This is a genomic window from Flagellimonas sp. ABD4_174, from assembly GCF_056160185.1.
In genome coordinates, this window is sequence record NZ_JBSWWP010000001.1 from 604104 (window position 1) to 621012 (window position 16909).

12 protein-coding genes are annotated in these 16909 nt (G+C 41.7%); 10 read left to right on the forward strand and 2 right to left on the reverse strand.

Annotated elements, in window-relative coordinates:
* Positions 1-56: 56 nt before the first annotated feature.
* The 4 genes from ACXAFK_RS02705 to ACXAFK_RS02720 all read left to right on the forward strand — a co-directional run bounded on the left by ACXAFK_RS02705 (position 57) and on the right by ACXAFK_RS02720 (position 5912).
* Complete coding sequence (locus ACXAFK_RS02705; RefSeq protein ID WP_474956719.1) at positions 57-1211, forward strand: trans-sulfuration enzyme family protein; 1155 nt, start codon at positions 57-59, stop codon at positions 1209-1211.
* 128 nt (positions 1212-1339) lie between these two features.
* Complete coding sequence (gene gdhA, locus ACXAFK_RS02710; RefSeq protein WP_224836168.1) at positions 1340-2680, forward strand: NADP-specific glutamate dehydrogenase; 1341 nt, start codon at positions 1340-1342, stop codon at positions 2678-2680.
* A gap of 90 nt (positions 2681-2770) precedes the next feature.
* A complete protein-coding gene (recO, locus tag ACXAFK_RS02715; protein WP_474956720.1) occupies positions 2771-3490 on the forward strand; it encodes a DNA repair protein RecO in 720 nt (239 codons plus the stop codon).
* A gap of 1 nt (position 3491) precedes the next feature.
* Positions 3492-5912: a TonB-dependent receptor gene (locus tag ACXAFK_RS02720; protein WP_474958148.1), complete on the forward strand. Its 2421-nt coding sequence runs from the start codon at positions 3492-3494 to the stop codon at positions 5910-5912.
* A 59-nt stretch (positions 5913-5971) separates the two neighbouring features.
* On the opposite strand, the gene ACXAFK_RS02725 is transcribed toward ACXAFK_RS02720, so the two are convergent.
* Positions 5972-6286 (reverse strand): hypothetical protein, encoded by a 315-nt coding sequence (locus ACXAFK_RS02725; RefSeq protein ID WP_474956721.1) that lies wholly within the window; start codon positions 6284-6286, stop codon positions 5972-5974.
* Between the two features lie 181 nt (positions 6287-6467).
* On the opposite strand from ACXAFK_RS02725, the gene ileS reads away from it, so the two are divergent.
* Genes ileS through ACXAFK_RS02745 form a run of 4 tightly spaced genes read left to right on the forward strand, consistent with a single transcriptional unit; the run spans position 6468 to position 11589 of the window.
* The gene (ileS, locus tag ACXAFK_RS02730) at positions 6468-9869 is read left to right on the forward strand and encodes an isoleucine--tRNA ligase (RefSeq protein WP_474956722.1); all 3402 of its coding nucleotides are present in this window, start codon (positions 6468-6470) and stop codon (positions 9867-9869) included.
* A gap of 4 nt (positions 9870-9873) precedes the next feature.
* The gene (locus ACXAFK_RS02735; RefSeq protein WP_252080818.1) at positions 9874-10257 is read left to right on the forward strand and encodes a TraR/DksA family transcriptional regulator; all 384 of its coding nucleotides are present in this window, start codon (positions 9874-9876) and stop codon (positions 10255-10257) included.
* A 46-nt stretch (positions 10258-10303) separates the two neighbouring features.
* Positions 10304-10906, forward strand: coding sequence for a DUF4097 family beta strand repeat-containing protein (locus ACXAFK_RS02740; protein WP_224836172.1), 603 nt, complete (start codon positions 10304-10306; stop codon positions 10904-10906).
* 32 nt (positions 10907-10938) lie between these two features.
* Positions 10939-11589, forward strand: a complete 651-nt coding sequence (locus tag ACXAFK_RS02745; protein WP_293298529.1) for a lipoprotein signal peptidase — start codon at positions 10939-10941, stop codon at positions 11587-11589.
* On the opposite strand, the gene ACXAFK_RS02750 is transcribed toward ACXAFK_RS02745, so the two are convergent.
* The gene (locus tag ACXAFK_RS02750; RefSeq protein WP_224836174.1) at positions 11586-12149 is read right to left on the reverse strand and encodes a 5-formyltetrahydrofolate cyclo-ligase; all 564 of its coding nucleotides are present in this window, start codon (positions 12147-12149) and stop codon (positions 11586-11588) included. The genes ACXAFK_RS02745 and ACXAFK_RS02750 overlap by 4 nt on opposite strands.
* A 482-nt stretch (positions 12150-12631) precedes the next feature.
* On the opposite strand from ACXAFK_RS02750, the gene uvrC reads away from it, so the two are divergent.
* On the forward strand, positions 12632-14425 hold the full coding sequence (gene uvrC / locus ACXAFK_RS02755) for an excinuclease ABC subunit UvrC (RefSeq protein ID WP_224836175.1): 1794 nt from the start codon (positions 12632-12634) through the stop codon (positions 14423-14425).
* Positions 14426-14427: 2 nt separating this feature from the next.
* Entirely contained in the window at positions 14428-16695 is a 2268-nt protein-coding gene (locus tag ACXAFK_RS02760) for a patatin-like phospholipase family protein (RefSeq protein WP_224836176.1), read from the forward strand.
* Positions 16696-16909 lie beyond the last annotated feature (214 nt).

The window sequence follows — 16909 nt, forward strand, 5'->3', positions numbered from 1 at the left end:
ATCAAAAATAATACTTCGGGAAGATAACGATACATTTGTAGGAAGATAGTTTGAGCATGAGCAAAAAAGAGTTAAAGTTTAACAGTAGGGCCATCCACGGTGGGCAAATACCGGAGAGGGGCTACGGTGCCGTAATGCCACCGATATATCAAACCTCCACGTATGCACAGTCTACCCCGGGCGAGCACAAGGGACATGAATATTCCCGAGTTTCGAATCCTACCCGGACAGCTTTGGAGAATGCGGTGGCCAGTTTGGAGAACGGTGGTTTTGGAATGGCTTTTGGGAGCGGTATGGCAGCAATCGATGCCGTAATGAAGCTTTTGGACCCGGGTGATGAGGTTATTTGTACCAATGATCTATATGGGGGGAGTTATCGGCTTTTTAAACAGGTCTATGCAAAGTATGGTATTAAGTTTTTGTTTTCCAGTATGTCGGATATGGGCGAGCTGGAATCGCAAATAACACAAAACACCAAATTGGTATGGTTGGAAACACCTACCAACCCTATGATGAATATTATCGATATTGCAGCAGTGGCCAAGGTCACCAAAAAACACCGTATTTTGTTGGGGGTGGACAATACATTCGCTACCCCATTTTTACAGCGACCCTTGGATCTTGGTGCGGATCTAGTAATGCATTCCGCTACCAAATATTTGGCAGGGCATAGCGATGTAGTGGTCGGAGCTTTGGTGGTCAAGGACAAAAAATTGGCCGAACAACTTTACTTCATCCAAAAATCCAGTGGAGCCATCTGTGGACCTATGGATAGTTTTTTAACCCTGCGCGGTATAAAAACGCTTCATGTAAGAATGCAGCGGCACTGCGAAAACGGAGCGGTGGTCGCCAACTTTTTGAACAACCATCCCAAGATCGGAAAAGTGTATTGGCCCGGCTTTGAGACTCATCCGAACCATAAGATCGCTAATCAACAAATGGATGGTTATGGCGGAATGATCTCCTTTGTTCCCAAGGGCGGAAATTATGACGAGGCAATTAGAATCGTAGAAAAGCTGGAGATTTTTACACTTGCAGAATCGTTGGGGGGCGTAGAAAGTTTGGTGGGTCACCCAGCGAGTATGTCGCACGGTAGCGTTCCCAAAGTGGAGCGGGAAAAGAACGGGGTAGTGGACGCATTGATTCGGCTAAGTGTGGGCATAGAGGATGTAGATGATTTGATGGCAGACCTGGACCAGGCCCTAAATTAATTTTTTTGAAAAATTTATAATTATATTATAATCAGATTGTTGAAATAACATAATTTTGCCCTCAAAATCACAATTCAACAATAAAAGTGCTTTTCGCTAGCGGAGAGACATTTAATTTTAACCCATTTATGGAAAATAAAATAAAAGCATTTATGGATGAGGTAATCGCCAGAAATGGTCATGAGCCCGAATTCATACAAGCAGTGCAGGAAGTTGCAGAAACCGTAATTCCCTATATCGCCCAAAACGATATCTATCACGGAAAAAACATCTTATTGAGAATGGTAGAGCCGGAACGATTGATTTCGTTTCGTGTAGCTTGGATAGATGATAGTGGTGAAATCCATGTAAACCGTGGTTACCGGGTGCAAATGAACTCTGCGATTGGGCCGTACAAAGGAGGTTTGCGTTTTCACCCGACCGTAAATGCAAGTGTTCTTAAATTCTTGGCCTTTGAGCAAGTGTTCAAAAATAGTTTGACCACTTTGCCCATGGGCGGAGGTAAAGGAGGTTCCGATTTTGATCCTAAAGGAAAATCGGATGACGAGATCATGCGTTTTTGCCATGCTTTTATGACTGAGCTTTGTAGGCATATTGGGCCTAATACGGATATTCCTGCCGGAGATATTGGAGTAGGGGCTCGTGAGATCGGCTTCTTGTTCGGTATGTACAAAAAGATCCGTAACGAGTTTACGGGAGTTTTAACAGGTAAAGGTCTTTCTTGGGGAGGATCGTTGATCCGTCCGGAAGCAACCGGTTATGGTACGGTATACTTTGCGGATAGCATGTTAAAGACCCAAAATGAAACTTTTGAAGGGAAGAAAGTCGTGATTTCAGGATCGGGCAACGTGGCACAATATGCAGCCGAAAAGGTGATGCACCTTGGGGGAACGGTTCTTACCCTTTCCGATTCAGGAGGCTACATTTACGACAAGGACGGTATTGACGAGGAAAAGCTGGCCTTTGTAATGGATCTAAAGAACAACAAGCGTGGTAGAATTTCCGAATATGTGGATAAATACCCTTCTGCCGAATATCACAAAGGAGAAACACCTTGGAAGGTAGCCTGTGATATTGCCCTGCCTTGTGCAACCCAGAACGAATTGGATGGTGATGATGCCAAAGCATTGATTAAAAATGGATGTATTGCCATTGCAGAGGGTGCAAATATGCCTTCCACCCCAGAAGCGATCCATGCATTCCACGAAGCAAAAATTCTATTTGCTCCAGGAAAAGCGTCCAATGCAGGAGGTGTTGCCACTTCCGGATTGGAAATGAGCCAAAACTCCTTGCGTATAAGCTGGACCAGGGAAGAAGTGGATAAACGATTAAAAGGAATTATGTCCGATATCCACGATGCTTGTGTGGAATACGGAAACGAAGATGGATATTGCAACTATGTTAAAGGGGCCAATATTGCCGGCTTTGTTAAGGTTGCAGATGCAATGTTGGCACAAGGGGTGATCTAAGGCGCCCGGCATCAACAGTAATTTTTGATTGGCAGTTACCGGAACTAGTGGTTACATTTACACCTCCGGTAACTGCTTTTTTATTGGCATATGCAAATTACGACCAGAGCCATTGTACTTTCTTCCCTTAAATACGGGGACACGAGCCTTATCGTTAAGGCCTTTACCCGATCCGATGGGGTAAAATCGTATTTGCTGAAAGGGGTTCTGACTTCCAAAAGGGCAAAAATCAAGCCCGCCTATTTTCTTCCATTAATGCAGTTGGAGGTTGTTGCCAATCACAAGAACAAAGGAAATTTGGAAAGTTTACGGGAGGTTAAGGTAGCTGTGCCTTATCAAACCATGCATACGGATATCGTTAAGAACAGTGTTGTGCTTTTTTTGGCGGAGATGTTGGGCAATAGCATTCAGGAACAAGAGCAGGATGAAAGTCTCTTCAATTATTTGGAATACGCGTTTCATTGGATGGATATGCATGCGTTATCACCTAATTTTCATATTATGTTCTTGCTCAATCTTACCAAATATTTGGGCTTTTACCCCGACACTTCCTACAATAATTTGCCGTTTTTTGATCTTTTGGAAGGTAGCTTCACCAAAACACCGTCGCTCAACCCTTTGATACAGAGAGAAAACCTGGATAATTTCAAGAAGTTTTTAGGCATGGATTTTGAGGCATTGTCCACAATACAACTAACTAAATCCAATCGACGAGAACTTTTAAAAACCGTTGTCCAATATTACAAATTGCATGTAGATGGATTTCGGGAGCCAAAGTCGCTCGCAGTACTTAATGCCGTATTTACGTAAAATGCAAAACCTAAAATCAACCTTAACCCTATTCCTTTCGTTTTTTGCGCTTAACACTTATGCCCAAGAGGTAACCGTTTTAGATGCCGATACCGGTGTGCCCATAGACAATATCGCCATATTTAACAAAGATCAATCCAAGAGCACTATAACCAATGTGAACGGAAAAAGTGACTTGGATGCTTTTGCCCGTAACGAAAAAATAACCTTTAAACATATTAGTTACGAGCCTTATACCACAACAAAGGCACAGATCTATCGTCGGGGCAATAGGGTGTACCTACACTTAAAAACAGAAGAATTGGAAGAAGTTGTAATGTCCGTGTCCAAATGGGAACAACAAAAAAAGCACATACCCCAGAAAATAGAAACTATTGATGCACGAAACATTGCTTTTGCCAATCCGCAGACCTCCGCCGATCTATTGCAGAACAGCGGCAAAGTATTTGTGCAAAAAAGCCAATTAGGAGGGGGTAGCCCAATGATAAGGGGTTTTGCGACCAACCGTATTTTATTGTCGGTAGACGGTGTACGTATGAACAACGCGATATTTCGAGGAGGAAACCTTCAGAATGTAATTTCCATAGACCCGTTCTCCATAAAAAAGACAGAGGTGACCTTTGGTCCTGGTTCCGTTATATATGGAAGCGATGCCATTGGCGGCGTAATGAACTTTTACACACAAAAACCACGTTTTTCCTTTGCGGACAGCTTGGTTTTTTCCGGCAAGCTGGATTATCGATTTGCATCGGCAAATAATGAAAACACAGCGCATGTGGATATTAATATCGGAAAGCAAGATTGGGCATCCTATACCAGTTTTACCTTTAATCATTTTGATGATCTAAAGATGGGTGAACACGGCCCAGAATCCTATTTACGGAACAATTATGTGGTTCGTGAGAACGGAGAAGATGTATTAATTACCAACAATGATCCCAAAAAACAGGTAGGTTCCGGCTACGATCAGATCAACTTCCTTCAAAAATTTACTTACAGACCCAACAGTACTTGGAACTATGATCTGGGACTGTATTATTCGGAAACTTCCAATTTTCCCCGATATGATAGATTGATAAGACCTGGCCGTGATGGCACTGGGCTTCGTTCTGCGGAATGGTACTATGGTCCACAAAAATGGTTTATGGGAAATTTCCAAATAACCCAAAAAGGAAAAAATAAATTCTACGATGGAATAAAACTCACCACGGCCTATCAATTTTTTGAAGAAAGTAGGCACGACAGGGATTTTCAAGGTCTGGAACTCTATTCAACCGAAGAAAAGGTGGATGCAGTCTCAGTAAATTTAGATTTTGAAAACAAAAAAATAGGAAATCTTCACTTGTACTATGGGGCCGAATATGTTTTCAACAAAGTACATTCCAATGGCAGTATGCGTAATATTGAAACAGAGGCTACGGAAGAAACAGCATCCAGGTATCCCGATGGTTCAACTTGGCAGACCATGGCTGGTTATGTAAACGGAGAGTACCAGCTAAAACCGAACTTTACTTTATTGTCCGGAGTGCGATATAGTCAGGTATGGGTGGATGCTTCTTTTAGCAACACCCACTATTCCTTTCCTTTTGATGAAGCCGATATTGTAACTGGGGCACTAACGGGAAGTTTGGGACTTAGTTGGTTTCCTAGGTCCGATTGGCAAGTAACTTTAAACGGGTCAACAGGATTTCGCGCACCCAATATCGACGATATCGGGAAGATATTTGATTCTGAACCTGGTTCCGTTGTGGTTCCCAATCCAGATCTGGAACCGGAGTATGCCTATAATGGCGAATTGGGATTAAGGAAAAACTTCAACGACGTTCTAGTACTAAAAGGAGCAGCGTATTACACCTATCTGGTCGATGCATTGGTAAGAAGGGATTTTACGTTCAATGGCGAGACCGAAATAGAGTACAATGGTGAACCCAGCAATGTTCAGGCTATCCAGAATGCCGCTAAGGCCTATGTGTATGGATTTGAATTTGGCGTGGAAGCTTTTTTTAATGAAAACCTATCGTTGAATTCCAATTTAACATTGACCGAAGGAATCGAAGAAGATGACGATGGAACCGATAGTCCATCGCGACATGCCGCTCCAACTTTTGGGGATGTGCACTTAATATGGCAAAACCAAAAATTAAAAGCAGACATATTTCTAAACTATAATGGGGAGGTAAGTAATGATGATTTGGCATTGTCGGAACAAAGCAAAACGTATATGTATGCCAGCGACGCCAATGGCAATCCGTATTCCCCCTCTTGGTACACCTTGAACTTTAGGTCGCAATATCAAATCACCAATGCACTAAAGGCCACCATGAGTTTGGAAAACATGACCAATCAACGTTACCGGATGTATTCTTCGGGAATTGCGGCCCCTGGAACCAATTTGGTGTTAGGGATAGGGTATGTGTTTTAAAAAATAAGGCCCGGGAATTGCCGGGCCTTACACTTTTTTGTCTTTTACCCGCAACGTTGCTAAATGCTGTCTATCGCTTTTTTAGCGGCTTCTTTCATTTCATCACCGGCCTTTTTTGCGGCATCCATGGTTTCTTCACCTGCTTTTTTGAGACTGTCCATTGCTTTTTCGCCCATTTCTTTGGCTTCTTCACCAGCATCCTTCATGGCGTCGGCTGCATCATCGGCGGCCTTTTTTAGGTCATCGCCTGCCTCGTCCAATGTTTCTGCAGCTTTTTCGGTCGCCTCTTTGGCTTTGTCCTTTGTTTCTCTGCACGATGTTAATGTTGTTAAGGATAAAGTCAACACCATCGCAGTCAATACTACTTTTTTCATAATTAAAATGGTTAAGTGTTAATTAAGGTTTTAAGATAGAAAATTTAATGGAAAAAGAAGCTTGTTGGCATATCATATTTAGGGTAAGGGGATTATGTGCATTCTAATATTAAATTGCAAGGTGTAATTCCATCTAAATTCATAATTTTGCAAACTTGAATTCTACTAGAAGAAGAAGTATATGAAGTTTGCGGAATATAAAGGGCTGGATTTACCCAAAGTATCTGAAGAAATTCTAAGTTTTTGGAAAGACCAACAGATTTTTGAAAAGAGCGTTTCCACCAGGGAAGGCAAGGAGAGCTATGTGTTTTTTGAAGGACCGCCCTCTGCAAACGGAATGCCGGGAATTCACCATGTAATGGCACGGACCATCAAGGACATATTCCCAAGGTACAAGACCATGAAAGGTTTTCAGGTGAAAAGAAAGGCCGGATGGGATACCCATGGTCTGCCCGTGGAAATTGGTGTGGAAAAAGAACTGGGCATTACCAAAGAGGATATAGGGAAAAAAATATCGGTCGAGGAGTACAACGCAGCCTGTAAAAAAGCAGTAATGCGATACACGGATGTTTGGAACGAAATGACCGAAAAAGTGGGCTATTGGGTAGATATGGACGACCCGTACATTACTTACAAGTCCAAATACATGGAATCTGTTTGGTGGCTGCTTAAACAGATTTACGATAAAGGCCTTATTTATAAAGGCTATACCATACAACCCTACTCGCCAAAGGCGGGCACAGGTTTAAGCTCCCATGAGCTGAACCAGCCGGGAACCTATCAAGATGTGACCGATACCACGGTCACGGCCCAATTTAAAGCAAAACAAGATTCACTTCCCGCTTTTTTAAAAAAGGTCGAGGGAGATATCCACTTTTTGGCATGGACGACCACGCCTTGGACGCTCCCATCCAACACGGCTCTGACCGTAGGTCCAAAGATTGAGTATGTATTGGTTAAATCTTACAATCAATACACATTCGAGCCTATTAATGTTGTGGTGGCCAAAAACCTGGTGGACTACAATTTTTCAGGAAAGTTTTTTAAAGTAGAAACCGAGGAGGAATTAAAATCTTTCGGCGAAGGAGACAAAAAGATTCCATTTTTGATAGGAGGGTCATTTGTAGGTAAAGATTTGGTAGGCATACAGTACGAGCAATTAATCGATTATGTGCAGCCTTACCAAGACCCCGAGAATGCCTTCCGAGTAATTGCTGGTGATTTTGTAACCACCGAAGATGGTACCGGAATTGTACATACGGCGCCGACCTTTGGTGCGGACGATGCCCTAGTGGCCAAGCAAGCCACTCCGGAGGTGCCTCCCATGCTGGTTTTGGATGAGAACGACAACCCGGTGCCTTTGGTAGACCTACAGGGGAAGTTTAGACCCGAACTCAAAGAATTTGGCGGCAAATATGTAAAGAACGAATATTACGATGAGGGTGAAGCACCCGAAAAATCGGTCGATGTCGAGATTGCCGTCAAACTTAAAATAGAGAACAAGGCATTTAAGGTCGAGAAATATGTACACAGTTACCCAAATTGCTGGCGAACGGACAAGCCTATCTTGTATTATCCATTAAACTCTTGGTTCATCAAAGTTACCGATGTAAAGGAACGTATGTTCGACCTGAACCAATCCATAAATTGGAAGCCAAAATCTACAGGAGAAGGCCGTTTTGGGAACTGGTTGGCCAATGCAAACGATTGGAACCTGTCCCGATCAAGGTATTGGGGAATACCTTTGCCTATTTGGCGTACCGAAGATGGGAAGGAAGAAATTATCATTGGTTCCGTGGAAGAGCTTAAATCGGAAATGGCCAAGGCTGTTGAAGCTGGAGTGATGGACAAAGACGTTTTCGAAGATTTTGTAGTGGGCGACATGACCGAGGAAAACTATGACAAGATCGATCTGCACAAAAACATTGTGGATGGTATTACTTTGGTATCACCATCTGGGCAACCCATGAAACGCGAATCGGATTTGATCGATGTTTGGTTCGATAGTGGCTCCATGCCCTATGCGCAATGGCATTATCCTTTCGAAAACAAAGAACTAATAGATGATGGAGTTGCGTTTCCGGCCAACTTTATAGCCGAAGGTGTGGACCAAACGCGAGGATGGTTCTACACATTGCATGCCATTGCTACCATGGTTTTTGATAGCATAGCCTATAAAAATGTGGTTTCCAACGGACTTGTACTTGACAAGGAAGGCAAAAAAATGTCCAAACGGTTGGGAAATGCCGTAGATCCGTTCGAGGTATTGCCAGAACACGGCCCAGATGCTACCCGCTGGTACATGATTTCCAATGCAAACCCTTGGGATAACCTAAAATTTGATATTGAAGGCGTAGTTGAGGTAAAACGAAAGTTCTTTGGAACACTCTACAACACCTATTCCTTTATGGCACTTTATGCCAATATAGACGAGTTTGATTATTCCGAGACCGATATTCCATTGACTGAAAGACCTGAAATCGACCAGTGGATCTTATCCGAACTCCATACCTTGATAAAAAATGTGGACGAGGCTTACGAAGACTACGAAGCTACCCGTGCAGCTAGGATGATCTCGGATTATGTACAGGAAAATTTGAGTAACTGGTATGTGCGGTTGAGCAGGAGACGTTTCTGGAAAGGTGATTATCAAAAAGATAAGATTTCGGCCTATCAAACACTGTATACTTGTTTGTCCACCGTGGCTAAATTATCCGCACCGATTGCCCCGTTCTTTATGGATCAATTGTACCGGGATTTGGATGCCACTACGCAAAAAGAAGGTTTTGAAAGTGTGCATTTGGCGGATTTTCCGGTTTTTGATGCCAATATGGTAAACAAGGATTTGGAACGTAAAATGCAATTGGCACAGAAGATATCTTCTTTGGTGCTCTCAATCCGTCAAAAAGAAAAAATAAAAGTACGTCAGCCGCTTCAAAAAATAATGATACCGGTTTTGGATGATGAACAGCGAAGCGATATCGAAGCAGTCTCGAATTTGGTAAAATCCGAAGTAAATGTAAAGGAGATCGAAATGCTGGATGATGCCTCAGGGGTATTGGTAAAACAAATTAAGCCGAACTTTAAGGTGTTGGGTCCAAAATTCGGCAAGGACATGAAGGCCATTGCAGCAGAAGTATCAAAATTGGGTCAAGAGGATATCCAAAAATTTGAACGCGAAGGAGAAATATTGCTGCAATTGGAAAATAAAACCGTTAATTTACAGTTAACCGATGTAGAGATCAGTTCCCAAGATATCGAAGGTTGGTTGGTAGCCAGCTCAGGTCCTTTGACCGTAGCCCTGGATGTAACGATAGACGATACCTTAAGAAAAGAGGGTATTGCAAGGGAACTTGTTAACCGAATCCAGAACTTGCGCAAGGAGTCCGGATTTGAGGTAACCGATAAAATTGATATTAAAATATTGAAGGACGGCCTAGTGGAAAATGCAGTTTCCAGTAACGAAGAATACATCAAAACGGAAACCCTGACCGCCGAGCTCAACTTTGAAGAGAAACTTGAAGAAGGTGTAGCGATCACCTTTGATGAAGTGAACACAAAATTGTTTATTCAAAAACATTAAGAAAATGGCAGAAGATTCTAAAGTAAGATACTCCGACAAAGACCTTGCAGAATTCAGAACCTTGATCGAGGAAAAAATAGAAAAGGCCAAAAACCACTTGGAGCTGTTAAAAAGCTCTTACATGAACGATGGTAACAATGGCACGGACGATACCTCGCCAACGTTCAAGGCTTTCGAAGAAGGTTCGGAGACCATGAGCAAAGAGGCGAATACCCAACTGGCCATACGTCAGGAAAAATTTATCCGCGACCTTAAAAACGCCTTACTTCGTATAGAGAACAAAACATACGGAATTTGCCGAGTTACCGGAAAGCTTATCAATAAAGAGCGATTAAAGCTTGTGCCCCATGCAACATTGAGTATTGAGGCGAAAAACATGCAAAAATAATTAAAACGCCTTAGGGCGTTTTTTCTTTATGAGGGCGTTGTTGTTTTTGTCGGTATTTTTTGCACTCGTGCACGTACATGGGCAAAAACTGGTTAGAAAAGCTTTTATTGGCCCTAGAACAGAAACCATCCAGATCGATTCGCGGTATTGTTATAGAATTGATCTGCAGACCACAACCTCCAACGAGGTAGAGGTCTCCGCCAGTATGGAGGGCGAATATGCCAAGGATTTATTGATCTCTATCAAAGAAAACGGAACCACGGTAATGATCGGTGCCGATTTTCAGCCACTTTTTGTAGATCCGAACGATAAGCTTAGTGCGCATAAAGTGGTTTCCATTGCTTTGCAAGTACGCGTGCCCGAGTATAAGAATGTTGCGGTTTATGGAACCAATACCAATGTGTATTCCAGCGGCAAATACGAAAACTTGGATATAACCTTGTCCGATGGCCGTTGTACGTTGCAGGATGTTTCGGAGTCCGTCACCGTAACTACACAAAAAGGCGATATATTGCTGGCAACACCAAAGGGCGAAATAGTTGCGGAGAGCACTTATGGGAAAGTAAATGGTGAGTCCATACCCTTTGGACATAATCTATTTGTTCTTAAGACCATAGAAGGGGACATCTTCCTTACAAAAACAAAATAATATCCATATTTTTGCAATCCTTTATTAAAAGTATGAGTTTAAAAAAGTCCCTTATCATCATTCTCTTGATTCTGCTCGTGGATCAAATAAGTAAAATCTTCATTAAAACAAGTTTTGTGCTTGGTGAATCACATGAGGTGTTCAGTTGGTTCAAAATTCTATTTATAGAAAATGAAGGAGCTGCATGGGGAACCAAATTGAGCGATCTTTTACCAATTTCGGAGCCTACCGGAAAATTGGTGTTGACCATTTTCAGGATTTTTGCGGTTTTGGGAATCGGATATTGGCTTTGGGACATAATTAAAAAACAATCGCCAAGAACATTGGTGTTGGCAGTTTCCTTGATTTTTGCCGGAGCTGTAGGTAATATAATAGACTCGGTTTTCTACGGGATAATATTTGATCACAGCAACGGGCAGGTGGCCACACTTTTTACAAATGAGCCCTACGGGAGCCTGTTTCATGGTAAAGTGGTGGATATGCTTTATTTTCCTTTAGTGGATACCACCTGGCCTAGTTGGGTTCCTTCTTGGGGAGGTCAACGTTTTCGTTTTTTTGAACCCGTTTTTAATATAGCGGATACTGCGATAAGTACAGGAGTAGGTATTTTAATAGTGTTCAACAAAAAAGCCTTTCCGAAAAACGATGAGGCCAACGAGGTAAGGGAAGATTTGGGCAATTAAAATTTGTAAATCTTTTCCGGGGTTACACAATAATCCAATTTCACATCATTCGTGTTGATATCCGAAATAGGCTCCGTTTCCGGTCCAAAAAAGGAAAGGCCAATTTTTACGGTTTCTTTTCTGCACTTGTTCAAAAAGCCATCGTAATATCCTTTGCCATACCCCACTCTGTTTCCTGTAGTGTCAAATGCCAATAAAGGAACAAACACCACATCAATTTTGTTTTCCGGAATCTCTATGCCATCAATTGGCTCTGGAACACCGTAAGGGCTTTTTTTGATCGTTATGCTATCTGTGAGCAGATAATTCTCCATGGAGTTTGGGCCTGCAACTTTGGGAACAACAATATTTTTGTCCTTACCCTGTAGCAAGGTGATCAAGGGAAGAGTGTCCACTTCGACTTTATCCTCCATACTCAGAAAAGTATGGTAATAAAAAAAATCCCAAATCGGGATTTGTAGTAATTCGTTTGCTAAAATCAAACTAAAATCGGAGGCTTGTGCCGGGGATAATCCCATCCTCAGATTTTTATATTTTTTTCTTAGTTCACGTTTCAACATTTACTGTTGAAGATTAAGGGGTTATTTGGGGGTACTATAAAAAAATCACTCTCCCTTTGTTGCAACGGAGAAAAAGATTTTGAAGAACAGCATCAAAATCAAGTACATTCCCAAAACAATGATATAGTTTTCCATTGGATTGTTTTTATACCGTTAAATGTAAGTAAAACAATTGAAAAATATACCATGAACTGCACATTTTATCGGTGAAATACACAATATTTAGCAACTGTTTAACAAATTGGACTGGTTTGTTAACATGGAACTGGGGTTTTTCCATAGTTTATTTGTGGAAAAACCCCAATCTATTGATCCTTCGCAAATTGTTACCAAATTTAATTCCGATTTATATTTTTATCATTTGTGCATTGAGATACCTTAGGCGTCGATCCAAATAAGGAATTGATCAAGTTTAACAATAAACCCCATTTATAAAATATAACTTTGTTGTAAATCCTTTGAGGTCCATTTTTTAAGCTTTTATGTCCAGATCAGCATCATTAAAAGTACAGTTGAGTGCACTCCCTGACAATCCCGGAGTGTATCAATTTTATGATACAGATGGTAAAATACTCTATGTGGGCAAGGCCAAGAACCTTAAGAAGAGAGTTTCTTCATATTTCAATAAAAAGCAAGAGTATGGAAAAACCAGGGTGCTTGTCAAGAAAATAGACTCCATAAAACATATTGTAGTCCCTACGGAGTCGGACGCACTTTTACTGGAAAACAATTTGATCAAAAAATTACGGCCCCGTTACAACGTGCTGCTCAAGGATGATAAATCCTACCCGTGGATCTGTATTAAGAACGAGCGTTTTCCCAGGGTTTTTTCTACAAGAAAGCTGATCAAGGACGGGTCCGAATATTTTGGGCCTTACACCAGCATGAAAACAGTTAGGACGTTGTTGGATTTGGTAAAGGGCCTTTACCCTTTAAGGACATGTAATTATGACCTTTCCGAAGAAAAGATAAGATCCGGAAAATATAAGGTGTGCTTGGATTACCACTTGGGAAATTGCTTGGGACCTTGTGAAGGGCTGCAGAGCGAAAAAGAATACCTAAACCAGATCGAGGATATTAGGCAGATTATCAAAGGAAACCTAAAAAGCTCCATACAGACATTTAGGCAACAAATGACCGACTATGCCGAGCAAATGGAATTTGAAAAGGCACAACGGGTCAAAGATAAAATCGAAGTACTCGAGAATTATCAGGCAAAATCTACAGTGGTGAACCCGAAAATAAACAATGTAGATGTGTTCACCATTATTTCTGATGAGACCCATGGTTATGTCAATTTTTTGCAATTATCACATGGTGCCATAATCCGGTCCCATACCATGGAGATTAGAAAGAAACTGGAAGAATCCGATGAGGAGTTGCTGCAATTGGCTATTACCGAGATTCGACAACGGTTCAGTTCAAGATCAAAAGAAATTTATCTTCCATTTGCCGTTGCTGTTGATGATGATTTAAAGGTAACTCTGCCCAAATTAGGGGATAAGCGTAGGATATTGGATCTATCGGAACGGAACGCCCGTTTTTATCGACAGGATAAATTGAAGCAAATTAAAATAACCGATCCAGATCGCCATACCAAACGGATCATGGCCCAAATGAAGACAGATCTTCGCCTATCGGAAGAACCTCGACATATTGAATGTTTTGACAATTCCAATATTCAAGGCAGTAACCCTGTGGCGGCATGTGTGGTTTTTAAAGATGGTAAGCCCTCTAAAAAAGATTATCGCCATTTTAACATAAAAACGGTAGAGGGCCCCGACGATTTTGCCAGTATGGAAGAGGTTGTCCATAGGAGATACAAACGATTGCTCAGCGAAGAAGAGCCCCTGCCACAGCTTATTGTGATAGATGGGGGGAAAGGGCAATTGTCCTCGGCATTAAAAAGTCTCGAAGTATTGGGCCTGAGAGGAAAAATTGCCATAGTGGGCATTGCAAAACGCTTGGAGGAGATCTATTTTCCAGACGACCCCGTCCCGCTCTATTTGGACAAAAGATCGGAATCCCTAAAAATTATTCAGCAGCTCAGGAACGAGGCACACCGTTTTGGTATTACCCACCATAGAAACAAAAGAAGCAAGGGTGCCATTAACTCCGAGTTGGTGAACATTGAGGGAATTGGGGAAAAAACGGCTCAACAATTATTAAAAAGCTTTAAATCGGTAAAACGCATCAAGGAAGCCTCGCTCGAAAATTTAACTGCATCCGTGGGGGCATCAAAAGCAAAAAAAATCTATAAAACCTTTCATAAATAACCATGCATAAAAAAGGTCTCATCATTACAATAGTATTTGCCATGGTCGGTTTATGTGCCATGGCCCAAAGTGCCAAGGACAATACACCGCCCAAGGTGGGGCTTGTGCTAAGTGGAGGTGGTGCAAAGGGTTTGGCACATATCGGTACACTAAAAGTTTTAGAAGAAGCGGGAGTACAAATCGATTATATCGGAGGAACAAGCATGGGCGCCATTGTTGGTGCACTATATGCCTCGGGCTATTCCGCACATCAACTGGACTCCATTTTTAAGAGTACCGATTTTACAGATCTTATACAGGACAATGTACCTCGTGGCGCCAAAACTTTTTACGAAAAAGAAGATTCGGAACGGTATGCGCTTTCGTTGCCATTTGAGAACTTTAAAGTATCGTTTCCACAGGCAATTTCGGGTGGACAGAACATCTACAATCTTCTGGTGCAGTTGCTTTTTCATGTCAAGGACGTACAAGACTTTGGAAAATTGCCCATCCCATTTTTGTGTGTGGCCACCAATGTGGAAACTGGAGAGGAGATTTTGCTGGACAAAGGGTATTTGCCCGAGGCCATTGTGGCCAGCGGAACGTTTCCTTCTTTGTTTGAGCCGGCCGAGATAGAGGGGCAAATTTTAATTGACGGAGGCGTGGTAAACAACTATCCTATTGATCATGTAAAAGCAATGGGGGCCGACATCATCATCGGAGTAGATGTTCAACACGACTTGGCCACGCGAGAATCACTTTCTTCCGCTACGGAAATTTTATTGCAGATCAACAATTATCGTACGGTAAACGACATGAAATCAAAATCCAAGAAAACCGACATTTATATTAGGCCCGATATAGATGAGTTTTCCGTAATCGATTTTGAAAGGGGCAGGGAGATCATTGACAATGGCGAAATATCGGCACGAGCCAAAATGGACCAGTTTGTGCAGATTGCAGAGGCCCAAAAAAGTGAACCCAAACCAAAAAAGAACATTAAGTTGATGGATAGCCTTACCATTAATAGGATGATCATAGAGGGGAACGATAGGTATACCCGTGGTTATATAAAAGGAAAACTAAGGTTCAACTTATCGGAAAAGATTGCTTTTGAAGATTTAAAGCAAGGGATAAACAATCTTTCTGCAACGGGTAACTTTAAGGCCATTCGGTACGACCTTGTTTCAAATGGGTTGGGCACCGACTTGATTTTAAAACTTAAGGAAGAGCCAACTAAAATGTTCATCAAAATGTCTGCACATTACGATGACCTGTACAAAAGTGCCGCCCTGATCAACCTGACCAAGAAAAACTTTTTGATGAAAGACGATGTGGCATCCTTCGATTTTATTTTGGGGGACCATATCCGGTACAATATGCAGTATTACTTGGATAAAGGCTACTATTGGAGTTTTGGGGTAAATTCCAGACTCACCGATTTTGATGCAGATATCGATTTTTCCCTGATTCGGGGCAATTTTAATGTTCCGGACGACCCCAATATCCAACGGATCAATGTAGATGTGACAGATCTTACCAACCAGGTATATTTGCAAACAGTTCTACAGGAGGAATTTGCCTTTGTGATCGGGGCGGAACATAAATTTATAAATTATAGTACACGCACACTGAACCAAGTGGACCCCGAGGCGGAAGAAGGATCCCAATCTGCCAATAGAAGGAGCAATTTTGAGAATTCCAATTATTTTAGTGCTTATTCCCAGATTAAATTGGATACTTACGACGATAAATATTTCCCGACCAAGGGACTTTTGTTCGATGGGGATTTTCATTTTTATGCCTTTTCTTCCGATTACAACAAAAATTTTAAAGAATTTGCGGTCGCCAAGGCTAAATTGGGCGGGGTGTTTTCATTGTTCCATAATCTTAGCCTAAACTTGGAGACCGAGGGGGGTGTAAAACTGGGAACATCCTCTGTAGCTACTTTTGATTTTATCCTTGGAGGTTTCGGGAATAATTTTGTAAACAATTTTACACCATTTTTCGGATACGATTTTCTCAGCATACCGGGTAATAGTTATGTAAAGAGCTATGGCCGATTGGACTATAGGTTCGCGCCAAAACAACATATGTTGTTTTCCGCGAACATTGCCAATGTGGCCGATGACCTTTTTAGGACCGGAGATTGGTTCGAGGAGCCTAATTTTATCGGTTTTGGACTGGGTTATGGCTTTGAGTCTTTTCTTGGTCCGATCCAATTATATTATTCGTGGTCGCCCGAAGTGGATAACGGTAATTTTTTTGTGAGCGTAGGCTATTGGTTTTGATTGCAACCCTTGTATAAAATGTTGGACAATCTTAAAAAATTGTCAAAAACAAGAACAAAAACAACCAATTCTTAGCGACTTTAGTTAAAGTCCGTTAAAAACACTTTTTCCTACAAAATGCTGCCGTATCTTTACACCCACATAAGGGGTGGTTCCCTTATAACTTTAAGTATTGGTTTTTCATAATTTAAAGTTTGGTTGGTTATTTAGGAAA

What these genes read in the sequence shown, in the direction of transcription:
- ACXAFK_RS02750 (WP_224836174.1), bottom strand. Translation starts at nt 12,149, where the DNA reads ATGTTGAAACGTGAACTAAGAAAAAAATATAAAAATCTGAGGATGGGA.
- ACXAFK_RS02725 (WP_474956721.1), bottom strand. Translation starts at nt 6,286, where the DNA reads ATGAAAAAAGTAGTATTGACTGCGATGGTGTTGACTTTATCCTTAACA.
- ACXAFK_RS02745 (WP_293298529.1), top strand. Translation starts at nt 10,939, where the DNA reads ATGAGTTTAAAAAAGTCCCTTATCATCATTCTCTTGATTCTGCTCGTG.
- ACXAFK_RS02760 (WP_224836176.1), top strand. Translation starts at nt 14,428, where the DNA reads ATGCATAAAAAAGGTCTCATCATTACAATAGTATTTGCCATGGTCGGT.
- uvrC (WP_224836175.1), top strand. Translation starts at nt 12,632, where the DNA reads ATGTCCAGATCAGCATCATTAAAAGTACAGTTGAGTGCACTCCCTGAC.
- ileS (WP_474956722.1), top strand. Translation starts at nt 6,468, where the DNA reads ATGAAGTTTGCGGAATATAAAGGGCTGGATTTACCCAAAGTATCTGAA.
- recO (WP_474956720.1), top strand. Translation starts at nt 2,771, where the DNA reads ATGCAAATTACGACCAGAGCCATTGTACTTTCTTCCCTTAAATACGGG.
- ACXAFK_RS02735 (WP_252080818.1), top strand. Translation starts at nt 9,874, where the DNA reads ATGGCAGAAGATTCTAAAGTAAGATACTCCGACAAAGACCTTGCAGAA.
- ACXAFK_RS02705 (WP_474956719.1), top strand. Translation starts at nt 57, where the DNA reads ATGAGCAAAAAAGAGTTAAAGTTTAACAGTAGGGCCATCCACGGTGGG.
- ACXAFK_RS02720 (WP_474958148.1), top strand. Translation starts at nt 3,492, where the DNA reads ATGCAAAACCTAAAATCAACCTTAACCCTATTCCTTTCGTTTTTTGCG.
- gdhA (WP_224836168.1), top strand. Translation starts at nt 1,340, where the DNA reads ATGGAAAATAAAATAAAAGCATTTATGGATGAGGTAATCGCCAGAAAT.